The 22,412-nt window shown below is 72.3% G+C and carries 23 protein-coding genes; 15 read left to right on the forward strand and 8 right to left on the reverse strand.

The features are described 5' to 3' along the window. Positions 1-26: 26 nt before the first annotated feature. Entirely contained in the window at positions 27-608 is a 582-nt protein-coding gene (locus ACGFIK_RS05905) for a LemA family protein (RefSeq protein WP_393337936.1), read from the reverse strand. Positions 609-695: 87 nt separating this feature from the next. Beyond that, a complete protein-coding gene (locus tag ACGFIK_RS05910) occupies positions 696-1,337 on the reverse strand; it encodes a class I SAM-dependent methyltransferase (protein ID WP_327025283.1) in 642 nt (213 codons plus the stop codon). Positions 1,338-1,511: 174 nt separating this feature from the next. Here ACGFIK_RS05910 and ACGFIK_RS05915 point away from each other — a divergent pair, with 174 nt between their 5' ends. Next, entirely contained in the window at positions 1,512-3,662 is a 2,151-nt protein-coding gene (locus ACGFIK_RS05915) for a glycogen debranching N-terminal domain-containing protein (RefSeq protein ID WP_393337939.1), read from the forward strand. Between the two features lie 63 nt (positions 3,663-3,725). Continuing rightward, a complete protein-coding gene (locus ACGFIK_RS05920) occupies positions 3,726-4,052 on the forward strand; it encodes an amphi-Trp domain-containing protein (protein WP_327025281.1) in 327 nt (108 codons plus the stop codon). 81 nt (positions 4,053-4,133) lie between these two features. Here ACGFIK_RS05920 and ACGFIK_RS05925 read toward each other — a convergent pair whose 3' ends face one another. Next, on the reverse strand, positions 4,134-4,520 hold the full coding sequence (locus tag ACGFIK_RS05925) for a hypothetical protein (RefSeq protein ID WP_327025280.1): 387 nt from the start codon (positions 4,518-4,520) through the stop codon (positions 4,134-4,136). Between the two features lie 180 nt (positions 4,521-4,700). Here ACGFIK_RS05925 and ACGFIK_RS05930 point away from each other — a divergent pair, with 180 nt between their 5' ends. The 3 genes from ACGFIK_RS05930 to ACGFIK_RS05940 all read left to right on the forward strand — a co-directional run bounded on the left by ACGFIK_RS05930 (position 4,701) and on the right by ACGFIK_RS05940 (position 7,750). After that, positions 4,701-5,321: an L-threonylcarbamoyladenylate synthase gene (locus ACGFIK_RS05930; protein WP_327025279.1), complete on the forward strand. Its 621-nt coding sequence runs from the start codon at positions 4,701-4,703 to the stop codon at positions 5,319-5,321. Positions 5,322-5,496: 175 nt separating this feature from the next. Further along, positions 5,497-6,639 carry an SPFH domain-containing protein gene (locus ACGFIK_RS05935; protein ID WP_327025278.1) on the forward strand — a complete coding sequence of 381 codons (1,143 nt, stop codon included), beginning with the start codon at positions 5,497-5,499 and terminating at the stop codon, positions 6,637-6,639. Positions 6,640-6,664: 25 nt separating this feature from the next. Continuing rightward, on the forward strand, positions 6,665-7,750 hold the full coding sequence (locus tag ACGFIK_RS05940; protein WP_357530893.1) for a hypothetical protein: 1,086 nt from the start codon (positions 6,665-6,667) through the stop codon (positions 7,748-7,750). 1 nt (position 7,751) lies between these two features. On the opposite strand, the gene ACGFIK_RS05945 is transcribed toward ACGFIK_RS05940, so the two are convergent. Then, on the reverse strand, positions 7,752-8,675 hold the full coding sequence (locus tag ACGFIK_RS05945) for a GlxA family transcriptional regulator (RefSeq protein ID WP_393337943.1): 924 nt from the start codon (positions 8,673-8,675) through the stop codon (positions 7,752-7,754). Continuing rightward, entirely contained in the window at positions 8,672-9,289 is a 618-nt protein-coding gene (locus ACGFIK_RS05950) for a cysteine hydrolase family protein (RefSeq protein ID WP_393337945.1), read from the reverse strand. Before ACGFIK_RS05950 ends, ACGFIK_RS05945 begins: the two co-directional genes overlap by 4 nt. A gap of 230 nt (positions 9,290-9,519) precedes the next feature. On the opposite strand from ACGFIK_RS05950, the gene ACGFIK_RS05955 reads away from it, so the two are divergent. Both ACGFIK_RS05955 and ACGFIK_RS05960 read left to right on the forward strand, forming a co-directional pair. Beyond that, positions 9,520-11,214, forward strand: coding sequence for an ABC transporter ATP-binding protein (locus ACGFIK_RS05955; protein ID WP_393337947.1), 1,695 nt, complete (start codon positions 9,520-9,522; stop codon positions 11,212-11,214). After that, positions 11,211-12,962, forward strand: a complete 1,752-nt coding sequence (locus tag ACGFIK_RS05960; protein WP_393337949.1) for an ABC transporter ATP-binding protein — start codon at positions 11,211-11,213, stop codon at positions 12,960-12,962. The genes ACGFIK_RS05955 and ACGFIK_RS05960 overlap by 4 nt, the downstream gene beginning before the upstream one ends. Positions 12,963-13,050: 88 nt before the next feature. On the opposite strand, the gene ACGFIK_RS05965 is transcribed toward ACGFIK_RS05960, so the two are convergent. Continuing rightward, positions 13,051-13,683 carry an HNH endonuclease family protein gene (locus ACGFIK_RS05965; protein ID WP_393337951.1) on the reverse strand — a complete coding sequence of 211 codons (633 nt, stop codon included), beginning with the start codon at positions 13,681-13,683 and terminating at the stop codon, positions 13,051-13,053. Between the two features lie 147 nt (positions 13,684-13,830). After that, positions 13,831-14,496: a YceI family protein gene (locus ACGFIK_RS05970; RefSeq protein ID WP_393337954.1), complete on the reverse strand. Its 666-nt coding sequence runs from the start codon at positions 14,494-14,496 to the stop codon at positions 13,831-13,833. 215 nt (positions 14,497-14,711) lie between these two features. Here ACGFIK_RS05970 and ACGFIK_RS05975 point away from each other — a divergent pair, with 215 nt between their 5' ends. From ACGFIK_RS05975 to ACGFIK_RS05995, 5 genes are read left to right on the forward strand one after another with little or no spacing between them, the layout of a single operon-like run. Continuing rightward, positions 14,712-15,251 carry an RNA polymerase sigma factor gene (locus tag ACGFIK_RS05975; protein ID WP_393337956.1) on the forward strand — a complete coding sequence of 180 codons (540 nt, stop codon included), beginning with the start codon at positions 14,712-14,714 and terminating at the stop codon, positions 15,249-15,251. Then, positions 15,248-16,030, forward strand: a complete 783-nt coding sequence (locus ACGFIK_RS05980; protein ID WP_393337958.1) for a zf-HC2 domain-containing protein — start codon at positions 15,248-15,250, stop codon at positions 16,028-16,030. Before ACGFIK_RS05975 ends, ACGFIK_RS05980 begins: the two co-directional genes overlap by 4 nt. After that, positions 16,027-16,785 (forward strand): ABC transporter ATP-binding protein, encoded by a 759-nt coding sequence (locus tag ACGFIK_RS05985; RefSeq protein ID WP_327025268.1) that lies wholly within the window; start codon positions 16,027-16,029, stop codon positions 16,783-16,785. The genes ACGFIK_RS05980 and ACGFIK_RS05985 overlap by 4 nt, the downstream gene beginning before the upstream one ends. Continuing rightward, positions 16,782-18,050, forward strand: coding sequence for a hypothetical protein (locus ACGFIK_RS05990; protein ID WP_327025267.1), 1,269 nt, complete (start codon positions 16,782-16,784; stop codon positions 18,048-18,050). Before ACGFIK_RS05985 ends, ACGFIK_RS05990 begins: the two co-directional genes overlap by 4 nt. A 41-nt stretch (positions 18,051-18,091) precedes the next feature. After that, positions 18,092-18,751, forward strand: a complete 660-nt coding sequence (locus ACGFIK_RS05995) for a hypothetical protein (RefSeq protein ID WP_327027081.1) — start codon at positions 18,092-18,094, stop codon at positions 18,749-18,751. Here the strand turns inward: ACGFIK_RS05995 and ACGFIK_RS06000 are convergent. Next, positions 18,738-19,514, reverse strand: coding sequence for an IclR family transcriptional regulator (locus ACGFIK_RS06000; RefSeq protein ID WP_327025266.1), 777 nt, complete (start codon positions 19,512-19,514; stop codon positions 18,738-18,740). The genes ACGFIK_RS05995 and ACGFIK_RS06000 overlap by 14 nt on opposite strands. 54 nt (positions 19,515-19,568) lie before the next feature. Between ACGFIK_RS06000 and eda the strand changes: the two genes are divergently transcribed. The 3 genes from eda to ACGFIK_RS06015 all read left to right on the forward strand — a co-directional run bounded on the left by eda (position 19,569) and on the right by ACGFIK_RS06015 (position 22,316). Next, on the forward strand, positions 19,569-20,225 hold the full coding sequence (gene eda / locus ACGFIK_RS06005; RefSeq protein ID WP_327025265.1) for a bifunctional 4-hydroxy-2-oxoglutarate aldolase/2-dehydro-3-deoxy-phosphogluconate aldolase: 657 nt from the start codon (positions 19,569-19,571) through the stop codon (positions 20,223-20,225). 6 nt (positions 20,226-20,231) lie between these two features. After that, positions 20,232-21,332: a sugar kinase gene (locus ACGFIK_RS06010; RefSeq protein ID WP_393337962.1), complete on the forward strand. Its 1,101-nt coding sequence runs from the start codon at positions 20,232-20,234 to the stop codon at positions 21,330-21,332. A gap of 426 nt (positions 21,333-21,758) precedes the next feature. Beyond that, on the forward strand, positions 21,759-22,316 hold the full coding sequence (locus ACGFIK_RS06015) for a carboxymuconolactone decarboxylase family protein (protein ID WP_327025263.1): 558 nt from the start codon (positions 21,759-21,761) through the stop codon (positions 22,314-22,316). Positions 22,317-22,412: the final 96 nt, after the last annotated feature.

A 22,412-nucleotide genomic window follows, 5' to 3' on the forward strand; every position in this document is an offset into this window, starting at 1 on the left:
CGGCCTCCCTTGTGGTGCTCTCGCCGTCAGTACCGGACCTGGACGGCGGCGCGTTCCGCCCCGTCGGCCTGGAAGTATTCCGTCGGTCGGAACCCGCCGAGGTTCGCTACCAGGTTGGTGGGAATGGACTGGACAGTCGTGTTGAAGGTCAACACCGCGCTGTTGTAGAACTGCCGGGCGTAGGCGATCTTGTCTTCGGTACGGGCCAGTTCGCCCTGCAGGGCCGCGAAGTTCTGGTTGGCCTTCAGCTCCGGGTACGCCTCGGCGACCGCGAACAGTCGCCCCAGGGCCTGGGTGAGGGTGTTCTCCGCCTCCGCCCGGTGGCCCACCGCGGGGGCACCGGCCGCGGCGATCGCCCCGCTGCGGGCGGCGATCACCCCGGTCAGGGCGGCGTTCTCGTGTGTCGCGTAGCCCCGGACGGTCTCCACCAGGTTGGGGATCAGGTCGTAGCGGCGTTTGAGCTGCACGTCGATCTGGGCCCAGGAGGCCTGCACCTGGTTGCGCTGCCGGACCAACCGGTTGTACGCGACCAGCCCCCAACCGAGCACGAGCACCACCAGCAGGCAGAACAGCCCGCCGACGACGCTGAGCATCACGCCCCTGCCCATCCCCACCCCCCGGCAGTCCTGGCCCGAGCATGAGCAGCCTAGCCAGCCGGCGCAATCAGGCGAACGGCCGCTGCCGATGGGGGCCGCTCAAGCCGGTTTCCGCGCGCGGCCCCGGATGTGCGGGGCCGCCGGGCCCACCGGGCCGGTCTCGGGGAAGCGGAACCGGTGCAGTTCCTCCACGGTGAGACCGGCGGCGGTGATCGCCGTGGCGGTGTCGCGGCCGGTGTGGCATCCGCCCAGCAGCAGCGGCCAGACGGTCGCGTCCACCAGCCGCTGGAGGCGACGCAGCCCGGTGCCCGGTGGCGCGGCGACATGTTCGAGGAAGCGCACCTGCGCGCCGGGACGCAGCACCCGGCGCAGTTCGCCGAGGGCGGCGGCCTGGTCGGGCACCGTACAGAGGACCAGGGCCAGGACCCCCGCGTCGAACTCGCCGTCCGCGCCCGGCAGGGCCTCGGCCAGGCCGTCGACGACGGTGACCGGGACCGGGGCGCTGCGCGCCGCGGTGACCGCCGCGGCCCGCAGCCGGGGTTCCGGCTCGACGGCGACGACCTCGGTCACCTCGGGCGGATAGTGCCCGAACATCCGCCCGTTGCCGGCACCCACCTCGATCACCCGGCCGGACAGGCCGACCGTCAGGGCCCGGCGGTGCTCGGCGATCCCGGCCCGATCCAGTTGGGCGCTGAACCGCTCGTAGAGCCGGGCGAAGATCGGATGGGACACCCCTGCCACGACCACTCCCCCTGTCCCGCCGCCCGCTCGCACTGGCGTCGCCTGCCGACAGCATCCCCCGCTCGCGCCAGCGGGGTCGAGGCAGGCAGGCGGGCGGGTGTATCGGGGGCGCAGGGGGGTAACAACCGCACCCACCGTCGCTCGCGGCGCCGCACGGGAGGTCAGGGGGTCGGGATGAGCCGGGTGCGGAACCTGCGGGTACGCCCGGACCTGCTCTATGTGGCCAGCGGCTGGAGCACCCTGGTCACGGACGTACGCGGACGCATCACCGGTGTCGGTCCGCAGGGCTTCTTCGCCCGCAACACCCGGGTGCTCAGTACGGAGCGGATCACCGTCGACGGTGGTGAGCCGGTGCCGTTCAGCACGGCCACCGTGCAGGGGCACGCCCAGTTGTCGTACGCCGAACTGGGTGACGGTGAGGTGCTGCCGTCCCGGGCGGCGTACCTGTCGGTCGAGCGGTTCGTGGCGGCGGGACTGCGTACCCGGCTGACCCTGTTCAGCTACGCCGACCGGCACCTGGATCTGTGCCTGCGGATCGGACTCGACGCCGACTTCGCCGACACCAGCGAGGCGGAGAGTGGCCGCCGCCTCCAGTCCGGTGCGGTCGAGGCCCGGTGGGATCGCCTCGGGCAGGAACTGCTGTTGACCTACCGGTGCGACGGGCTCGACCGGGCGGTGGCGATCCGGGTCCAGGCGCAGGCCCCGATCCGGTACGCCGACGGCACCCTCACCGTCGAGGTGGCCCTGGCACCCGGCAGCCTCAGCCGGGTCGACCTGGCCGTGGAGCCGATCTTCGACGGCCAGCGGCTGCCGGCTCCACCGGCGGACTTCAAGGACCCGGATGACGCCGCCGGATCGGCACGCCGCCGGCTGACCGCCGAACTGGCCCGGCTGACCAGCAGCAACTTCGACGTCACCGCGGCGTGGCGGTGCGCCCGCGAGGATCTGGCCGGGCTCCCCCTCGGCGAAGCGGCCGGGCCCACCGCGCCGATCGCCGGGCTGCCCATCTACCAGGAGATCTTCGGTCGGGACACGATGACCGCCTCCTGGCAGGCCATGCTCGCCGGGCCGACGATGCTCGCGGACAGCCTCCGGCTCAATGCCGGGCACTTCGGTCGGCGGATCGACGACTGGCGTGACGAGGAGCCCGGTAAACCGCTGCACGAGGCGCGCCGGGGCCCGCTGTCCGAGCTGAATCTCGATCCCTTCGCCCACTACCACGGCGACTGGTCGACCGCCCCGGACTTCCTGATCTTCCTGGGCCAGTACCACGCCTGGACGGCGGACCTTGACACCGTGCGGGAGTTGCTGCCGACCGCCGGCCGGGCCCTGTCCTGGATCGACCGGTACGGCGACCTGGACCATGACGGTTTCCTGGAGTACCACCGCCGGTCCCGGGGCGGTCTGAAGAACCAGGGGTGGAAGGACTCGGACACCGCCGTGGTCGACGAGCGGGGCCGGGTGGTGCCGAATCCGATCGCGACCAGCGAGGTGCAGGCCTACTGGTACTCCGCGCTGCGGCACGCGGCCGGCATCTACGCGGTGACCGGTCATCCTGCCGTGGCCGCCCGGCTGGCCGCTCGGGCCGTCGCCCTGCGTCGCCGGTTCCACCGGGCCTTCTGGCTGCCCGAGCAGGGCTGCTACGCGATGGCCCTGGGCCCGGACCGGCAGCCGGTACGGTCGGTCAACTCCAACGACGGGCACCTGCTGGCCACCGGGATCGTGCCGCCGCGGATCGCCCCCCTGGTCGCCGACCGGCTGCTGGCGCCGGACATGTTCAGCGGCTGGGGGGTCCGGACCCTGTCGGCCGGGCATCCGGCGTACAACCCGTTCAGCTATCACCGGGGCAGTGTCTGGCCGGTCGAGGCCGGCACCATCGGCATCGGGCTGGCTCGGTACGGCTGCTGGGAGCACCTGCACCGGCTGGCCGAGGGGATGTTCGCGGCCTCCGCCCTCTTCGCCGAGCACCGTCTGCCGGAGGTGCTCAGCGGGCTGCCCCGCGACGAGGCCCATCCCCACCCCGGGGTCTATCCGAGCGCCTGCTCCCCGCAGGCCTGGTCGGCCAGCGCGGTCATCGCGTTGATCCAGGCCCTGTTGGCGCTGCGACCCGCCGCACCCCTGCGGACCATCTTCGTAGACCCCCACCTGCCGCCCTGGCTGCCCGACCTGGTCCTGGAGGGGGTACGCCTCGGCGGGTACACGGTCGATCTGATCGTCCGCCGTCGACGGGGCGGCCGCACCTCCGTACGCACCCGGGGCGACCGGATCGCCGTGGTCCGCCGCCCCACCCGTCGGGCGATCGCCACCCGTCGCCGGCACCGCTGAGGCGCTCGGCATGTTCCGGCACCCTGACGACGGAGCCCGAGCGGGCAATGCCAGCATGTCGGCATGGATATCTACGAGGACGAGCGCACCGTGTCGCGGACGGATCTGGCGGCCTGGCTGCGGCAGGTGGCCAACCAGCTGGAGACCGGGCAGATCTTCTACGGTGCGGCCGGCACCCTGGCGGTGGCCGACCAGGTGAACTGCGAGTTGGAGATCGAGCAGGAGGGCAAGGACGAGTACTCGGTCGAGATCGAGTTCTCCTGGACCAACCCCAAGGCGACCCCGGAGGCGACCGCCGAGAAGGCCGAGGACAAGCCGGCCAAGGCCGAGGACAAGCCGGTCGAGGAGGACGCGGAGGACGAGGCCGAGGAGCCGGCAGCCGCCGCGTAACCACCCGGTAAGGAAGGGCCCCTTGTTAACGCCTGGCGTGGTACAGGGGCCCCCTCTTAACAGATGTCACGGCGGCAGGCGTCAGCGCAGCCGACGCCGGCCGCCGAACCAGTCGCGGGAGGCCCGGGTGTTCAGGGCCCAGAGCACCCAGGCCAGCAGGCCCGCCCCGACGCAGGTGATGGCGCCGAACAGCCCCAGCGAGGCCGCCGCCAGCAGACCCGCCAGGGCGTACGCCGGGAAGGGTGCCCAGGCCCGGCGGGTGGCCAGGGCGGTGGTCACCAGCAGGCAGGCGACCGTCATCACGGCGAAGAAGACCGCCGCGCCCAGCGAGCCGCCCTCGGTCAGCAGACGATGGACGGTGGCCAGGGCGAACAGCAGCGACAGCAGCCCGAAGACGAGCACGGTGATCCGTACCGGGGTGGGCATGACGGGGTACCGGAGCACCTCCGGATAGCCACGCGCGCTCATAAGACAACGATGGGTGTCGACCTGCACCGCCGGGGGACACTGTCGGCAAGGCGACAGTTGGGTGCGCCGGATCGCCGAAACGGCGGGGTGCCCGGCGGTGGGACACCGCCGTTTCGGCGGAACAGCGCTGAGCACCGGAGGGCCGTCCCGCCCCGCCGCCCGCGCTCTAAGCTTCCGGTCATGGCCAGGTATTTCGACGTGCACCCGGACAACCCGCAGCCCCGGCTCATCGGGCAGGTCGTCGACCTCCTGCGCCGCGACGGGTTGATCGCCTACCCGACGGACTCCTGCTTCGCCCTCGGCAGCCAACTCGGCAACAAGGAGGGCATGGACCGCATCCGGGAGATCCGTCACCTGGACAGCGGCCACCACTTCACCCTGGTCTGCCGGGACTTCGCCCAGCTCGGCCAGTTCGTGCAACTGGACAACGCGATCTTCCGGGCGGTGAAGGCGGCCACCCCGGGTCGGTACACCTTCATCCTGCCGGCCACCAAGGAGGTGCCGCGTCGGCTGCTGCACCCCCGCAAGCGCACCGTCGGGGTCCGCATCCCCGACCATCCCGTCACCCAGGCCCTGCTCGACGGGTTGGGTGAGCCCCTGCTGTCCAGCACCCTGCTGCTGCCCGGTGACGAGGAGCCGCTGACCCAGGGCTGGGAGATCAAGGAACGCCTGGACCACGCCGTGGACGCGGTGATCGACGCGGGTGACTGCGGCACGGAACCGACCACGGTGGTCGACTTCTCCGAGGGGGAACCGGAGATCGTGCGGGTCGGGGCGGGCGACCCGGAGCGGTTCGCCTAAGGGGTCCCGAGGAGGGGCGAGGGTACCCGATGATCTTCGCCTCCGATCAGCGACCCCGGTTCCATCGAGCGGGCCCCCGTACCGAGACGGCAGGTGGAACCGCAGCTAGCGCGCGGTTGCTATCGTCGCCGCCACACAGTTGATCTCGGTATGTGGAGGGGACACGATGGGGCTCATGGACCGCCTTAGGGGCGAGTTCGTAGACATCATCGAATGGCTGGACGACAGCCGCGACACGATCGTCTGGCGATTCCCTCGGTTCCAGAACGAGATCAAGATGGGCGCCAAGCTCGTCGTCCGGGAGTCCCAGACGGCGGTCTTCGTCAACGAGGGTCAGGTAGCCGACGTCTACCTGCCGGGCACCCACACCCTCGAAACCCGCAACATGCCGATCCTGTCCACCCTCAAGGGCTGGAAGTACGGCTTCAACTCGCCCTTCAAGGCCGAGGTGTACTTCGTCAACACCCGCCAGTTCACCGAGATGAAGTGGGGCACCCAGAACCCGGTGATCCTGCGCGACCCCGAGTTCGGGGTGGTCCGGGTGCGGGCCTTCGGCGCGTACGCGGCCCGGGTGGTGGACGCCCAGCGGCTGCTGAAGGAGCTGGTCGGCACCGACCCGCAGTTCCGCACCGAGGAGGTGCAGGAGTACCTGCGCCAGCTCATCGTGGGCCGCCTCGGCGGGGCCCTGGCCCGGGCCGGGGTGCCGTTGCTGGACCTGGCCGCCCACCAGGACACCATCGGCCGCCAGTTGGCCGGGGCGCTGACCGAGGAACTCGCCGAGGTCGGCATCGCGATCCCGAAGTTCGTCATCGAGAACGTCTCCGTGCCGCCGGAGGTGGAGCGGGCGCTGGACAAGCGCACCGAGATGGGTGCGGTCGGCGACCTGGACCGGTTCACCCGGTACCAGGCGGCCACCGCCCTGGAGGCGGCGGCGAACAACCCGGGCGGCGAGGCCGGCGCCGGGGTCGGCATGGGCATGGGGATGGCCCTGGGGCAGCAGATGGCCCGGGCCATGTCCGGCGAGAGCACCGCACCGCAGGCTCCCGCACAGTACGCCCCCGCACCGCAGGCCGCCGCACCGCCGGCCGCCGCCGAGCCGCCGCCGCTGCCGGGTCAGGCCCAGTGGTTCCTCGGGGTCGCCGGGCAGCGTCAGGGCCCGTACGACCTCGGTGGGTTGGCCGCGCAGGCCGGTGCCGGCGCCTTCGGCCCGGAGACCCTGGTCTGGCGGGCCGGCATGGCGCAGTGGCAGCCGGCCGGGCAGGTGCCGGAGCTGGCGTCCGTGCTGGCCAGCGTCCCGCCGCCGCTGCCGCCGCAGTGACCATCGGGATCGGGAGGGTACACCGATGAGTGAAACCGCTGTCTCGCCCCCGTCGTACGGCTGCGGGGGTTGCGGTGCCCGGGTGGAGCACGCACCCGGCACCACCGCCCTGCAGTGCCCCTACTGCGGGCACCAGCAGCAGATCGCCGCCGCCACCCGGGAGGTACGCGAGCACTCCTTCGACGGGCTGGCCACCCTGGCCCGCAAGCCGGCCGCCGCCGTGGGGGCGTACGTCTACCGGTGTCCGGGCTGTGGTGCCTCGACCGAGAGCGCGGCCCTGGCCGAGCGGTGCCAGTTCTGCGCCACCCCCCTGGTGCCGCAGCAGGCCGCCGACGAGCTGATCGCCCCGGAGGCGGTGCTGCCGTTCGCGGTGGACCGCAACGGGGTACGCACCGCGCTGAGCACCTGGTGCCGCAGCCGATGGTTCGCCCCGAGCAGCCTGAAGAAGGTCAGCGAGGCGGAGACCCTCAAGGGCACCTACCTGCCGCACTGGACCTTCGACGCGCGGACCGTCTCGGACTACCAGGGCAAGCGCGGCGAGTACTACTACACCACCGAGACGTACACGGTGACGGTGGACGGCAAGACGGAGACCCGCACCCGGCAGGTCCGGCACACCCGGTGGCACTCGGCCAGCGGCACGGTGCGCCGGGACTTCGACGACGTGCTGGTGCCGGCCACCACACACCTGCCGACGGAGAAGCTCGACGAGTTGGCCCCGTGGCCGCTCAACGAGGCGGTGCCGTACGAGCAGGACTACCTGGCCGGGTACCACGCGCTGCGCTACGACACCGAGCCGGAGGCCGGTCTGGTGGAGGCCAAGGCCCGGATGGCGCCGGTCATCGAGGGGGACTGCCGCTCGGACATCGGCGGCGACGAGCAGCAGGTCGACGCGGTGGACACCAACTACTCCGATGTGACCTACAAGCTGCTGCTGCTGCCGGTGTGGATCGCCGCGTACCTGCACGGCGGGCGGTCGTACCAGGTGCTGGTCAACGCCCGTACCGGTGAGGTCATCGGGGAGCGGCCGTACAGCAAGGCCAAGATCGCCGCGGCGGTGCTGGCCGCCCTGGCGGTGATCGCGATGGTCGTGTTCCTGATGTCCCGATAGTTCAGGTCAGAGAGCGGGTCGAGCGGGTGCGGGCGCGCAGTCGGCGGAGCATCCGGGCGTCGGTGAAGCCGACCGCCCGGGCCGCCGCCTCCACGGCCACCCCGTGGCCGATGAGGTGCTCGGCCCGCTCGACCCGCAGCACCTGCTGGTAGCGCAGCGGGGTCAGGCCGGTGGAGGCGCCGAACAGCCGGGTCAGGGTGCGCTCGCTGACCCGGGCCACACCGGCCAACTCCCCCAGCGGCAAGGTCTCGGTGAACCGTTCGTCGATCAGATCCTGGACCCGGTGCACCACCTCGCTGAGGTGCGAGCGGTAGCGCAGCATCGCGCTGTCCTGCCGCTCGTGTCCGTTGCGCCGGGCGTACACGACCATCTCCCGGGCGATCCGGGCCGCCGGCGCCGGTCCGTGCCGGGTGGCCACCAGGTGCAGGGCCAGGTCGATGCCGCTGGCGATGCCGGCGGAGGTGGCCACCCGGTCGTCCACGACGTACAGCCGGTCGCGTAGCACGGTCGCGGTCGGATACCGGTGGGCCAGGTCCTCCTGGAGGTCGTGGTGGGTGGTGCACCGGCGTCCGGCCAGCAGCCCGGCGCGACCCAGCAGGTAGGCGCCCCCGCAGACGCTGACCACCATCCCGCCCGCGGCGTGGTGCGCGCCGAGCCGGCGCAGCGTGGCGGGCTGCACCGGCTCGGCGTGGGAGGCGGGTGACCGCCAGCCGGGGACGACGACCAGGTCGGCCGGGTCCAGGTCGGGCCAGTCGACATCGGCGCGCACCGGCAACCCCTGTGCGGTGACCACCTCGCTGCTCTCCGCGACGAAGGACTGCCGGTAGTCGAGCCCTTCGTCCTGCGCCGTGGAGAAGACCTGCGCCGGACCGGCCAGATCCAGCAGATGCAGCTGGGGCAGCAGCAGAAAGACGACCCGACTCACGCGGGCCTCAGCGGTCGGCGCCGACCGGCACCAGGGCCGGTCACCTCGTCGACCGTACGGATGGTGGCGAACCGACCGGACAGGGCGTACACCGTGCGCTCGATGATCTCCTCGGTGCCCAGGGTGCGGGGATCGGCGAGGATCTCCGTCATCGTCCGGCCGGGCGGGGCCTCCGGGTGCTCGATGGGCATGGTGGCGGTCGCGTCGACGACGAAGGTGACCTCGTAGCCGAGATCGGCGGCGAGCCGGGCGGTGGTCTCACAGCACTGCTCGGTACGGATCCCGCAGACGGTGATCTCCTGGATGCCGCTGGCGGTGAGCAACTGCTGGAGCCGGGTCGTGGTGAAGGCGTTGTGCACGTACTTGGTCAGCACCGGCTCGCCCTCGACCGGCCGCAACCCGTCGATCAGTCGGACGAAGCCGCGCGCCGGGTCGAACACGTCACCGCTGTCCGGCTCGGCGTGCAACACCCACACGACCAGGTCACCCCGGCTGCGGGCGGCCTCGACCAGCCGGTTCACCTGACCCACGATGTCCGGTTGTGAGCAGGCCGTCCAGTTCGCGCGCCGGCGGAAGGACTCCTGTACGTCGATCACGACGAGTGCTGCGGTCATGGGTCAATCCTGGCCCTCCCCGTCCGGGGCGCACCAGCCACGATCCCGCACCGCTGCGGAACGATCCGGTCAGCCGAGTTGGAGATCTTGGACAGTTGTCGTCAGCACATGACGGCAACTGTCCAAGATCTCTCCGGGCCGGCTGGATCCGCCGATGGCGGGGTTCGAGCCGGTCGATCGGGGTTTCTGGTGGCAGGTTAGCCTGGCCTAACTTGAAGAGTGAGGGCTGGATGACGAAGACCCCTGCGGCGGCGCCGCCGACCGGCCGGTTGATCGGCGGGATGTTCCGACGGCAACGCCGCGACACCGCCCTGTGTGCCGGTTTCTGGTCCCTGCACCAGGTCTGTGAGGCGCTCGTACCGGTGGCCATCGGCCTGGTCATCGACCAGGCGGTGGGGACCGGCTCGACCTCGGCGATGCTCTGGTCGGTGCTGGGCATCTTCGCGCTGTTCCTGGCGCTGACCATGGGCTGGCGATTCGGGTTCTGGTTCCTGTCCCGGGCGGTGGTGCAGGAGTCCCACGACCTGCGGATGCAGGTGGTGCGGCGGGTGCTCACCGGGCGGGGCATCCGGACCAACCGGCAGAACGGTGAGCTGCTGTCGATCGCCACCTCGGACACCCAGGCCGCCGCCGACCTGCTGGAGCTGGGCAGTCGGATGATCTCCGCCTTCCTCGGCCTGACGGTGGCGACCGTGGTGCTGCTGCGCATCGACTGGTCCCTGGGGTTGGGGCTGGTGGTGGGGGTACCCCTGCTGGTGCTCGGGCTCAACGCCCTGGGGCCGATCGTGGAGCGGCACACCTCGGCCCAGCAGCAGGCCATCGGTCGGGCCGCCGCGACCGCCTCGGATCTGCTGCGCGGACTTCGGCCGTTGCGCGGGTTCGGCGGGGTCGACGAGGCCGCCCGCCGCTACCGGGCGGCCAGCCGTACCTCCCTGCGGGCCAACATCGGCGCGGTGCGCGCCGGCGCCACCTTCGTCGGGGTGTCGACCTTCACCACCGGCCTGCTGATCACCGTGGTAGCCGCGTTGGCCGGCTGGTTCGCCCTCCAGGGGCGGATCACCGTCGGTGAACTCATCACCATCGTCGGGCTGGCGACCTTCATCAGCGACCCGGTGCTCAACCTGGCCGACTGTGTCTTCCGGCTGGCGACCGCCCGGGCCAGCGCGGCCCGGGTGGCCGAGGTGCTGGCCGCACCCGAGCAGGCCGGCTCGGGCGACACCGCGGCGCGGCCCGGCCCCCTGGTCCTCGACGAGGTGCACGCCCCCGGCCTGGAGGGGGTCAGCCTCACCGTACGGCCCGGGGAGCTGCTCGGCGTGGTCACCGAACAGACCCGCACGGCCGACGCCATCACCGACCTGCTGGCCGGGGCACGCTCCCCCGAGCAGGGCGAGGTGCGGTTGGCCGGTACCCCGATGGGCGACCTGGATGTGGCCACACTGCGCCGGGTCGTGCTGGTCGAGCCGCACGCGGTGGACCTGTTCGGCGCCACCCTGCGGGAGGTGCTGCACACCGACCAGGAGCACGACGACCTGGCGCTGCGCCAGAGCATGTCCGCCGCCAGTGTGGACGTGCTCACCGAGGGTGACGCCGGGCTGGACCGGAAACTGCTGGACCGTGGCCTGGACCTCTCCGGTGGCCAGCGACAACGCATCGCCCTGGCCCGGGCCCTGCTGGCCGACCGGCCGGTCACCGTGCTACGCGATCCGACCACCGCGGTCGACGCGGTCACCGAGCACGCCATCGCCGAGGGGGTACGCGCCTACCGCGCCGAGGGTGACCGGGCCACCGTGCTGGTCACCACGAGCGCTCCCCTGCTGGACCGCTGCGACCGGGTCGTCTTCGTGCACGGCGGCCAGGTCGCGGCCGTCGGACGGCACCGCGAGCTGCTGGCCCGCTCCGCGTACGCCGAGGTGGTGCTGCGATGAGCGACCCGACCTCGACCATTTTGCCGGTCGCCACCGGCCGGGCCGCCCTGGCGGCCTTCTGGCGGGCGCTGCGCCGCCATCCGCTGCTCGGCTGGTCCTCGATCGCGGCAGCCCTGGCGGCCAGTGCCGCCGCGGTCGTCGTACCCCTGCTGCTGGGTCGGCTGGTCGACCTGGTGGTGGCCGGCGGCACCACCCGGTCGCTGCTGCTGACCTCGGCCTGGATCCTGGCTGCCGGGTTCGCCGCCGCGGTGCTGACCGGCGCCTCCCGCTGGCTGGTCACCGAATGGGGCATGCGGGCCTGCGCCGATCTGCGGGAGGAGGTCCTGGACCACGCCCTGCGGATGGACTCGGCCCGGCTGGAGAGCGCGGGCTCCGGGGATGTCGCCTCCCGGGTCACCGACGACGTGGAGCAGGTCACCGACTCGATCCAGTTGGCCGCCGGGGTCTTCACCGCACTGGTCACCCTCGTGGTCACCTTCGCCGGGTTCGCGGCCCTGGACTGGCGGATCGCCGCGGCCTTCCTGGTCGTCTTCCCGGTGTACGCGCTGAGCCTGCGCCGGTTCATCCCGCAGGCCCGGCGGCTCTACGCCGCCGAACGGCAGGCCGCCGCGGTACGCACCCAACGCCTGCTGACCACCTTCGGCGGGGTCCGGACGGTGCACGCGTACGGCATGGAGCAGCGGCAGAGCCAGCGGGTCGACCGGGCCTCCCGCGAGGCGGCCGACGCCCGACTGCGGGCCGTACGCGGGTTCCTGTGGTTCGCGAACATGATGAACCTGGCCGAGGCGATCGGGCTGACCGCCGTCCTGGTGGCCGGTTTCCTGCTGGTGCGCGGCGGGGACAGCAGTGTCGGTGAGGTGACCGCCGCCGCCCTGCTGTTCCACCGTCTCTTCGGCCCGCTGGGGCTGCTGCTGCTGTCGTTCAACGACATCCAGTCGGCCGGGGCGGCCCTGGCCCGGCTGGTCGGGGTCACCGAGGTCGACCTGCCGACGCAGCGGACCGCCGAGACCCCCGGCCGGGGTCCCGCCGGGATCATCGCCAAGTCGGTGTCCCACCGGTACGCCGGGGGCCCCACGGTCGTACACGAGGTGTCGATCGAGATCGCCGAGGGTGAGTCGTTGGCGGTGGTGGGGGCCAGCGGCGCCGGCAAGACCACCCTGGCGGCCATCCTCGGCGGGGTGTTCCCGGCCACCGAGGGGGCGGTGTGGCTGGGGGGCCGGCCGATCGAGGACCTGGGCCCCGAGGAGCTGCGCCGCACCGTCGGGGTGGTGACCCAGGAGGTGCATGTCTTCGCCGGCACCCTGGCCGAGGATCTGCGGCTGGCCGCCCCGCACGCCACCGAGGAACAGTTGCACGCCGCGCTGCACCTGGTCGGCGCCGAGGGCTGGGTGACGGCGTTGCCGGAGGGGTTGGAAACCCGGGTCGGCGACGGCGAGCATCCCCTCACCCCCGGCCAGGCCCAGCAGTTGGCGCTGGCCCGGATCGCCCTGCTGGACCCGCCGATCGTCGTGTTGGACGAGGCGAGCGCGGAGGCCGGCAGCGCGGGGGCCCATCAACTGGAGCTGGCCAGTCAGGCGGTGGTCCGGGGTCGTACCGCCATCGTGGTGGCCCACCGGCTCACCCAGGCGCACGCCTGCGACCGGGTGGCGGTGATGTCCGGTGGTCGAATCGTCGAACTCGGCCGCCCGGAGGACCTGGTAGCCGCCGGTGGCCGGTACGCCGAACTCTGGGCGGCCTGGCGGCGCTGACCCGTCGCCGGGCGGCCCTGACCCATCGCTGGGCGGCGCTGGAGCCGGGCCGGGCGGCACCGAGACCGGCGCCGCCCGGATCAGCGGGTCAGCAGGTGTTGAGCATGGAGGCCAGGGCGGATTTCTCCGCGCTGTTCACGGAGAGCGAGTAGTACCACTTCACCTGGATCCAGGCCCGGGCGTAGGTGCAGTGGAAGGCGGCCCGCGGCGGCTTCCAGGCAGCCGGGTCCTTGTCGCCCTTGGCCTGGTTCACCGTGCTGGTGACCGCCCACAGCTCGGGGCCGCCGAGGTCGTTGGCGTAGGTCTGTCGCCGCGAGGTGGTCCAGGCCCAGGCCCCGGAGCGCCAGGCCTCGGCCAGCGGAACCACATGGTCGATGTCGATCTGGGTGGGGCTGGTCCGGGTCAGGCCGTCGTACGGGCTGTACCAGGAACCGGAGGTCGGGTAGCAGTTGGCGTCGACGGTGACGTTGGTGCCGTCCCGCTTGAGCACCTGCTCCCGGGTGTTGCAGGTGCCGGTGACCGTGCTCCAGTGCGGGAACAGGTCCCGGTTGTAGCTGGACTGGCGGGATTCGGCGGCCACGGTGAGCGAGTTGAGGCGACTCAACGCCGTGGCGTACGAGGGGATGTTGGGCGGGGTGGCGTGGGCCGGCTGCGGGACCACCACCAGGGACAGGGCGACGGCGACCACCATGGCGAGGGCGGCCTTGGGTACGCGAGCCACGCGGCGACTCCTGACTGTCGCCTGCCACGGCGGGTGAGGGTGGCCCGCTGAGGGGCGTGACCGGCGACAGTGGGATTCTCGCAGACATCGTGATCTATGAATACGCAGAAGTGCTGGACCTGCCGTTAAATCCGGATGAAGACCGGCCTATGGCTGCCGGATGGCCTCGCCGGCGATCTCGATGCGGACGGTACGGCCGACCAGCACCCCGCCGCTGTCCAGGGCCACATTCCAGACCAGGCCGTAGTCCTCCCGGTTGAGCTCAGCCGTGGCGCTGAACCCGAAGATGTCCTGCCCGTACGGGTCACGGCGGGCACCCCCGAACTCGACCTGGCAGTCCACCGGGCGGGTGATGCCCTTGACGGTCAACTCACCGGAGAGCACGAACCGGGCGGTCACCGGCCGGGTGGGCAGGGCGGGCTCCTCCTCCACCGCCCGGCGACCCAGCCGGTGGTTCCTCAGCTTGGCCCAGAAGAAGATCGGGTCGGTCTTGTCCAGGGCGGTGATGCCGGTGCTGCGGTACTCCAGGGTCGGGAACTGCTCCACGTCCAGGAAGTCGGCGCTGCGCAGGTGGGTGTCCCGGTCGACGTTGGCGGTGTCGATGCTGGCGGCCTGGATGCTCGCCACGATCGTGGACTCCAGGGGATCCTCGGCGACCGTGATGCGGGCGCTGGCCTCGCGGAACTCGCCGCGCACCGGGCTGACCATCATGTGCTTGGCGACGAACCCGATCCGCTTGTGCCCGGCGTCCAGGTCGTACCTGCCGGGTGCGGGGATGGACATGCCGTTCCAGATGCGCGTGGCGCCGGTCATCGCTCGCCCCTTCCTACCCCGCCTTGTTCCAGGCCCAGCGGCCGGCACCGGACGGCCGGACGATCATCGGCGCCAAGCATAGGGAGGTCAGCGCGGGTTTCCCTCCCCCGACCAGTGCTGATCGTGAGGACAATCACCAGGTCAGAGACCTTGGATCGGCCGACGGGTCGCGACGGGAGAGAACCGTTTCGGCCGCGGCTGCGTCCTAACCTTGCGTGATGGATTCAGACGACGCGGCGTTGCTGCGCCGCGTCGGTGCGGGCGACCGGGGCGCCTTCGACGTGCTCTACGCGCGGCACGCACCCTGGTTGGCGCTGCGGCTGCGTCGCCGGTGCCGCGACCCGGAGTTGGCCCAGGAGTTGCTCCAGGAGACCTTCCTGACCGTGTGGCGGGCGGCGGCCGGCTATCGGGAGGACGGCGAGGTGACCGGCTGGCTCTGGACGGTCGCGTTACGCCGGCTGATCGACGCCCACCGGCGTCTCGCGGCCCGTCCGGCCACGGTCGGGTCGGTGTCGCCGGAGGCGGTGTCGACCTGGTCGCCCTCGGCCGAGGACGAGGCGTTGGCCGGGTCCTACGACGCGGCTCTGGAACGGGCGCTGCACCGGCTGTCGCCGGAGCTGCGGGCGGTGTTGCAGGCCACCGTCCTCGACGGGTTGACCGTACGGGAGACGGCGACCCTGCTCGGCGTACCGGAGGGAACGGTCAAGACCCGGGCGATGCGGGCCCGCCGGGAATTGCGGGAGGCGCTGTCGTGACCGATTTTCACCTGGACCCCCGGACCCTGGCGGCGTACGCCGATGGTGGTCTGGACGACATCGACGCCTGGTCGGTGGAGGCCCATCTAGACCGGTGCGCCGACTGCCGGGCCCGGCTGGCCCTGGATGATCCGACCCGGCGGCTGGTCGAGGCGGCGGCGGCGACGTTGGCCGCCCCGCTGCCACCACCGGGCCGGGTACGCCGGGCGACCCGGTGGCGTCAGATCCGGGTCCTGGTGGGTGCCGGCCCGGCCGCCCGTGCCGCGTGGCTGGTGGCGGTGGCCCTGACCGGGCTGGCCACGCTGGGGTTGGCGGTCACTCCGGAGCTGCTGCCACCGTGGCTGCTGTTGTTGGCCGCGCCGATGCTGCCGGCGGTCGGTACGGCCCTGTCGTACGGGTCGTGGTCCGATCCGTTGCACGAGATGGTGGCGGCCACCCCGCTGGGCGGACTGGAGATCATCCTGTGGCGCACCCTCGCGGTGCTCGCGGTCACCGCGCCGGTCACGCTCCTCGCCGGCGCGGTGACCGGCGTCGGTACGCCGATGCTGTGGCCCCTGGTCGGCCTCGCGCTCGCCGCCCTGACGTTGGCGCTCGGCTCGCTGATCGAGCCCGGCCAGGCGGCGGCGGTGGTGGCCGGCGCGTGGGCGGTGATCGTGCTGGCCCCGATCGGCGAGTGGGCGGTGCTGGTGCAGGCCGGGCCGGTGTGGCTGGGAGTCACGGCAGCGGCCGTGCTCGTGGTGTGGACCCGGCGGGATCGAGTAGGGAGACGAACCGCGTGAGCGTGACCGTGAGCGTACGGGGGTTGCGGGTCAGCTACGGCCGACGGACCGCCCTGGACGAGTTGGATCTCGACCTGGGTCCGGGGGTGCACGGCCTGCTCGGCCCCAACGGGGCCGGCAAGACGACACTGATGCGGGTACTGGCCACCGTGCGGCGACCCGACCGGGGGCAGGTACGGCTGCTCGGGCAGCCGCTGTCCGACGCGGCGGGGCTGCGGTCGGCCCGTCGCCAACTGGGTTACCTGCCGCAGTCCTTCGGGTTCTATCCACGGTTCACCGTTCGGGAGTTCGTGGAGTACTTCGCCTGGCTGAAGGAGATGCCGTCGGAGCAGATCCCGTTGGCGGTGGACCGGGCGATCGAGCGGGTCGGGCTGCTGGACCGGGCCGACGACCGGATGAAGCACCTCTCCGGTGGGATGCTCCGCCGGGCCGGCATCGCCCAGGCCATCGTCAACGATCCTCGGCTGCTGCTGTTGGACGAGCCGACCGCCGGGCTGGATCCGGAGCAGCGGGTGGAGTTCCGGGCCCTGCTGCGGGAGTTGGGGCTGGATGCGATCGTGCTGGTCAGCACCCACCTGGTCGAGGACGTGGTGGCGGCCTGCGCCCGGGTCAGCCTGATGGACGCGGGTCGGCTGGTGTTCGACGGGCTGTCCACGGAACTCATCGCGGCCGGGGGTGCCGGTGACAGTGGTGACTCCCCGATCGAACGCGGCTACGCCGCCGTGCTGCGCGACGCCCGGGCGGCGGCCCGGTGAGGCGGATCCTGCGTACCGAGCTGCGTCGGGGCACGGCGCCGTGGGCTGCGGCGGCGATGTGCGGTGCCGGGGTGTGGATGCTGGTCGTGCATCCGGAGGACTGGGGTGGTCGGTGGGCCGGGCTGGCCAACTACCTGCGTACCTCGCTGTTGATCCTGTGCGCGCTGATGATCGCGGCGGGGGCCTGGCAGGCCGGCCGGGAGCGGCGGCGCGGCATCGACGAGATGGTGGGTTCCACCTCCCGTCCCGGTTGGCAACCCGTCCTGGTGGCCTGGCTGGCGGTGACCCTGGCCGGCACCCTCGGGGTGCTGCTGGCCTTCGCCGGGGCGGCGGCGCTGGTCGCCCCGGTGGCGACGTACTCCGGGGGTGGCTGGTGGTGGACCCTGCTCGGCGGGGTGCTGGCGTTGGGCGTGGCTACCGCCGGTGGCATGTGTGTCGGGCGGCTGGTGCGGTGGCGCCTGGCCGCACCGGTCGCCGGGTTGGCCGCGTACCTGTTTCTGGGGATCCTGACCTACTGGGACACCGAGGGCGCAGCGTGGCTGATCCCGGTGCAGGACGGTCGGTCCGCCTACCAGGTGGCGCCGGGTCCGGTGGTGGCCGGGCAGGCGGGGTGGCTGCTGGCGTTGACGGTCACCCTGCTCGCGCTCGCCGCCCGGCGCTGGATGGCCGCAGCCCTGGCCGGTGTGCTCGCGATGGGGGTAGCGGTGCCGACCGCCACCGGCCCCAACCCGTACCGGCTGCCCGTCGACCCGGAGGCGGTCGCCCTGGTCTGCACGGACACCGGACCGCAGGTGTGCGTGGCCCGGATCCATGCCTTCCTGCTCGACGACGTGACGCCACTCGTGCAGCCGGTCCTGACCCGGCTCGACGGTATTCCTGGTGCCCCCGACCGGGCGGTCGACGATGCCGCCCGACCGGTCGACCAGCCGCAGGTGCCCGGCGACGGGACGATCTGGCTGCACCTGGACCAGCAGGCCACCGTCCGGGGTGGCCTGGCCAACCAGGACTGGCTGGAGTACGACCTGTGGGCGGTGACGGGGTCGAACTGCCCACACGATGATGACGACCGCGAGGCCGAACGGGCGCACCTCGCCGGCGAGCTGGCCCACGCCTGGCTGTTCGAGGTGCCAGCGAGTCCCGACGTCCCGATCGACTGGCTCTACGCGCTGCCGATGCCGGCGCAGCGGGCCTGGTTCGCCGACTACCTGCGTGCGGCGGCCGACTGTGACCTGCCCACGCTGATCCGGCTCGGGCAGCCTCGGTGAAGGGCAGCACCGCCGACCGGCCTCGGTCGGGCCGCAACGAGATGGACCGGCCTCGGGGCGCGTGGGCCGGCCGTCGGTTCGCGTTGCATCTGACCGCACGGGGCGGGCATGCCTTCCTGGTCGGCCTGGTGGTGCTCGCGGTGCTGGCCTGGGTAGCGGGGAGTTGGTTGGCCTCCCGCCCCTACTTCGGCGGACCGGTCGCCCGCATCCCGGTGGTCGCCCTGGCTCCCCTGCTGGCCGCCATGCTGCTCGGTCCCAGCCTGGCTGGTGCCGACGAGGAGTTGGAACGCGGCACCCCGCTGCCCTGGCGGACCTGGCGGGCGGGTCATGTGCTGCTCGCCGCGATCGTCAGCGCGGCCGTGCTCAGCCTGGCCGGGCTGGTCGACCCGCACACCTTCGGCGCGTACGCCCTGGTGCGCAACACTCTCGGGCACACCGGTCTGGTCGCAGGGGCGGCGGTGCTGCTCGGTGCCCGCCTGGCCTGGCTACCGGCCTTCTGCTACGGCTGCGCGGTCTATGCCGCCGCACCCCGGGGCACCGACCGGGTCACCGCGATCTGGGCCTGGCCGGTACAGCCCTCGTCGGCCACGCCCTCCTGGCTGGTGGTCGGGGTGCTGTTTCTCGCCGGGACGGCCGCCTACCTCCTGTTCGGTGCCGGCGGTCGGTGGTCGGCCCTCCGCTCCCGGCTCAGCTGGCGGTGAGCAGGCCGCGGGCGGCCCGGACCTGGTCGACCGCGTGGCCCAGCGCCGCCACCACCCGCTGCTGCACCTGCTCGTCCAAGCGGGCCGCCGGGATGGAGAGGCTGATCGCGTCCACCGCGGGGGTGTGCAGGGGCACCGCCACCGCGAAGCAGACGATGCCCTCGGTGTTCTCCTCGTGGTCGACGGCGTACCCGCGTTCCCGGCTGGCCGCCAGGTCGGCGTGCAGGGCGGCCAGGTCGGTGATGGTGTGTCGGGTCAACGCCGCCGGGGCGGACCCGATGATCGCCTCGACCGCCTCGGGGGTGCGTTCGGCGAGCAGCACCTTGCCGAGGGCGGTGGCGTGCGCCGGCAGGCGTCGCCCGATGGCGCTGTAGAGCCGCAGCGGATGCGAGGACTCCCGCTTGGCGGTGTAGACCACGTGGGCCCCGTCGAGTCGGCCCAGGTGCACGGTCTCACCGAACTGCCGGGACAACTCGTCGAGCACCCCGGCGAGCAGCCCGACCGCGTCGTCCGTGTCCAGGTACGCCGCCCCTACCTGGAGGGCGCGTACCCCCAGCCCGAAGCGGGTACCGGTGTCGTCGGTCTCCACCCAGCCGCGCTGCACCATCGTGCGCAGGATGCCGTGCAGGCTGCTCTTCGGGATGCCCAGGTCCCGGGCCAGGTCGCCGAGGGAGCGTCGCCCGCCGGAGGCCGCCAGGGTCTCCAGCACCTCCAGCGTGCGCCCGGCCGACTTGACCGGTGAGAAGCCCTCGGCGGATGTCATGGCGCTCACTGTAGCGGGATTGACATCCCCGGGATCAGCAGTAGGGTCACATATGTGACTGCCGTTCATCCTTCTGAACAGCCCGCCGACGTCTCGCAGACCATCGCCGCGGGCCGGATCCTGCCGGTCGTCGTGCTCGACGACGCCCGTGCCGCCGCCCCCCTCGGTGCCGCCCTGGCCGCCGGGGGCCTGCGCAGCGTGGAGGTGACCTTCCGCACCGACGCCGCCGCCGAGTCCATCCGGACCATGTCCGAGGACCCGCAGCTGCTGGTCGGCGCCGGCACCGTGCTCACCCCCGGCCAGGTGGACGAGGCCGTCGCGGCCGGCGCCCGGTTCATCGTCTGCCCCGGCTTCAGTGCCCGGGTGGTGGCCCACTGCCAGCAGGTGGGCGTGCCGGTCTTCCCGGGCGCGGCCACCCCGACCGAGATCCAGATGGCCCTCGACGCCGGGCTGGACACGGTCAAGTTCTTCCCCGCCGAGCAACTCGGCGGCACCACGATGATCAAGGCGCTGGCCGCGCCCTTCCGGTCCGTACGCTTCATCCCGACCGGCGGGGTGAACACCGCCAACCTGCGCGACTACCTGAGCCTGCCCCCGGTCCTCGCCGTGGGCGGGACCTGGATGGTCGCCCCCAGCCTGCTCGCCGAGGGCCGGTGGGACGACGTGACCGCCCTGACCGCCGCCGCCGTGACCGCCGCCCGGGAGGCCTGATCCGCCATGTCCCTTCTCGACCTGCGTCCCGCCGAGGACTGCCGCTACGACCTGGTCTCCCTCGGCGAGGTGATGCTGCGCCTGGACCCCGGTGAGGGACGGGTGCGCACCGCCCGCGCCTTCCGGGCCTGGGAGGGGGGCGGTGAGTACAACGTCGCCCGAGGGCTGCGCCGCTGCTTCGGGCTGCGCACCGCGATCGTCACCGCCTTCGCCGACAACGAGGTGGGGCGGCTGCTGGAGGACCTGATCCTCCAGGGCGGAGTGGACCCCTCCTTCATCCGCTGGATGCCGTACGACGGCATCGGTCGCAGCGTGCGCAACGGCCTGAACTTCACCGAGCGGGGCTTCGGGGTACGCGGGGCGGTCGGCACCTCGGACCGGGGCCACACCGCCGCCAGTCAACTACGCGCCGAGGACGTCGACTGGGACCACCTCTTCGGCGACCTGGGGGTGCGCTGGCTGCACACCGGCGGCATCTACGCCGCCCTGTCGGAGACCACCCCGGAGACCATCGAGGCGGCCATGGCCGCCGCCCGCCGCCACGGCACGATCATCTCGTACGACCTGAACTACCGGCCCAGCCTCTGGAAGGCGGTCGGCGGGCAGGCCCGCGCACAGGAGGTCAACCGGCGACTGGCCCGGTACGTCGACGTCATGATCGGCAACGAGGAGGACTTCACCGCCTCCCTCGGCTTCGAGGTGCCCGACACCGACGCCAGCCTGTCCGAACTGGAGGTGACCAACTTCCAGCGGATGATCGAGGAGGTCACCAAGGAGTTCGACAACTTCCGGGTGGTGGCCACCACCCTGCGCACCGTACGCAGCGCCACCGTCAACGACTGGGGGGCGATCGCCTGGGCCGGCGGCCGGTTCGTCGAGGCCACCCACCGCCCTGGCCTGGAGATCATGGACCGGGTGGGCGGCGGGGACAGCTTCGCCTCCGGGCTGATCTACGGCCTGCTGGAGCAGCACGACCTGGCCACCGCGGTGGAGTACGGCGCGGCGCACGGCGCCCTGGCCATGACCACCCCGGGCGACACCTCGATGGCCAACCGCAAGGAGGTCGAGGCGCTGATGCGCGGCGCGGGAGCCCGGGTCCAGCGCTGACCTGACTGGCCGGCGGCCCGTCACGCCAATGCGGGAAGGATCACCTGTTCCAGCAGCATCGCCGGGGTACGCCAGTGCTCCGGGTCGTCGTAGTTGCCGGCGGCTACGGCCACAGTGAACGCCGACTCGGGCAGGACGAACAGGCGCTGGCCGCGTCCGCGCCGGTCATCCAGTCGGGTTCGCCTCCGCCAACGCCGTCAAGCGCCATCACGCCGTCGCTCCCGGCCGGTACCGCCGCTCCGGTGGCCGGGCCGTGCCGGCCCGGACAGCGCACGTATGAAGAAGCGCGGCCGGAGATCGGATGTGATCGTGGCTGCGCGGCGTCGCTCACGCCGTCCCGCACGGGCAGCCATCCTCGACAGGGGCCCGCGCCCCTCAGGTGAGCGTCACCCCGTCCGGGCCACAGTGGTGAAGGGCAGGACGAGCATGGCGCACATCGATCTCGGAGCCGATGAGAAGAATTTCCCCGGCATCAGCGGCCTGATGCGTTACCGCCGGGAGACGGCCAAGCCGCTCAGCGAGTTGGCCGAGGTGCTGCTGCGGGCCCCCAACACCCTCCCGGCCGGTGAGCGGGAGCTGATCGCGGCGTACGTGTCCGGGCGCAACGACTGCGACTTCTGCTGCGCCTCGCACTCGGCGTTCGCGGCCGCGCAGCTCGACGAGGGGTACGACCTGGTGGACCAGGTGCGCGCGGACCTGGACAGCGCCCCGATCTCGGCCAAGCTGCGGGCCCTGCTGCGCATCGCCGGTGCGGTGCAGATCAGCGGCCGTGAGGTCACCAGTGAGCTGGTGGACGCCGCGCGCGCCCAGGGCGCCACCGACATGGAGATCCACGACACCGTGCTGATCGCCGCCGCCTTCTGCATGTTCAACCGGTACGTCGACGGGCTGGGCACCTTCGCTCCCCCTGGTCGGGAGGCCTACGCCGAGTCGGCGCGCCGGATCGTCGAGCACGGGTACGGCGCCGCGATTCCGGCTGAATGAGCATGCAGCACGGACAAGGGTGACCCCACCCGGTTCCCTCTGCGAGGGTCGAGGAACACGCCTGGCCAGGCCCCTCACCCGAGTTCGGAGGGATCG

Origin of the sequence: Micromonospora sp. NPDC048871 (assembly GCF_043198155.1) — a bacterium.
GTDB lineage: Bacteria > Actinomycetota > Actinomycetes > Mycobacteriales > Micromonosporaceae > Micromonospora.

Coding starts and splice junctions, on each gene's coding strand:
- ACGFIK_RS05925 (WP_327025280.1), bottom strand. CDS start 4,520: ATGAGCGCGCGTGGCTATCCGGAGGTGCTCCGGTACCCCGTCATGCCC.
- ACGFIK_RS05960 (WP_393337949.1), top strand. CDS start 11,211: ATGAGCGACCCGACCTCGACCATTTTGCCGGTCGCCACCGGCCGGGCC.
- ACGFIK_RS05970 (WP_393337954.1), bottom strand. CDS start 14,496: ATGACCGGCGCCACGCGCATCTGGAACGGCATGTCCATCCCCGCACCC.
- ACGFIK_RS05920 (WP_327025281.1), top strand. CDS start 3,726: ATGGATATCTACGAGGACGAGCGCACCGTGTCGCGGACGGATCTGGCG.
- ACGFIK_RS05955 (WP_393337947.1), top strand. CDS start 9,520: ATGACGAAGACCCCTGCGGCGGCGCCGCCGACCGGCCGGTTGATCGGC.
- ACGFIK_RS05905 (WP_393337936.1), bottom strand. CDS start 608: ATGGGCAGGGGCGTGATGCTCAGCGTCGTCGGCGGGCTGTTCTGCCTG.
- ACGFIK_RS06010 (WP_393337962.1), top strand. CDS start 20,232: ATGTCCCTTCTCGACCTGCGTCCCGCCGAGGACTGCCGCTACGACCTG.
- ACGFIK_RS05995 (WP_327027081.1), top strand. CDS start 18,092: ATGGACCGGCCTCGGGGCGCGTGGGCCGGCCGTCGGTTCGCGTTGCAT.
- ACGFIK_RS06000 (WP_327025266.1), bottom strand. CDS start 19,514: ATGACATCCGCCGAGGGCTTCTCACCGGTCAAGTCGGCCGGGCGCACG.
- ACGFIK_RS06015 (WP_327025263.1), top strand. CDS start 21,759: ATGGCGCACATCGATCTCGGAGCCGATGAGAAGAATTTCCCCGGCATC.
- ACGFIK_RS05935 (WP_327025278.1), top strand. CDS start 5,497: ATGGACCGCCTTAGGGGCGAGTTCGTAGACATCATCGAATGGCTGGAC.
- ACGFIK_RS05940 (WP_357530893.1), top strand. CDS start 6,665: ATGAGTGAAACCGCTGTCTCGCCCCCGTCGTACGGCTGCGGGGGTTGC.
- ACGFIK_RS05930 (WP_327025279.1), top strand. CDS start 4,701: ATGGCCAGGTATTTCGACGTGCACCCGGACAACCCGCAGCCCCGGCTC.
- ACGFIK_RS05950 (WP_393337945.1), bottom strand. CDS start 9,289: ATGACCGCAGCACTCGTCGTGATCGACGTACAGGAGTCCTTCCGCCGG.
- ACGFIK_RS05915 (WP_393337939.1), top strand. CDS start 1,512: ATGAGCCGGGTGCGGAACCTGCGGGTACGCCCGGACCTGCTCTATGTG.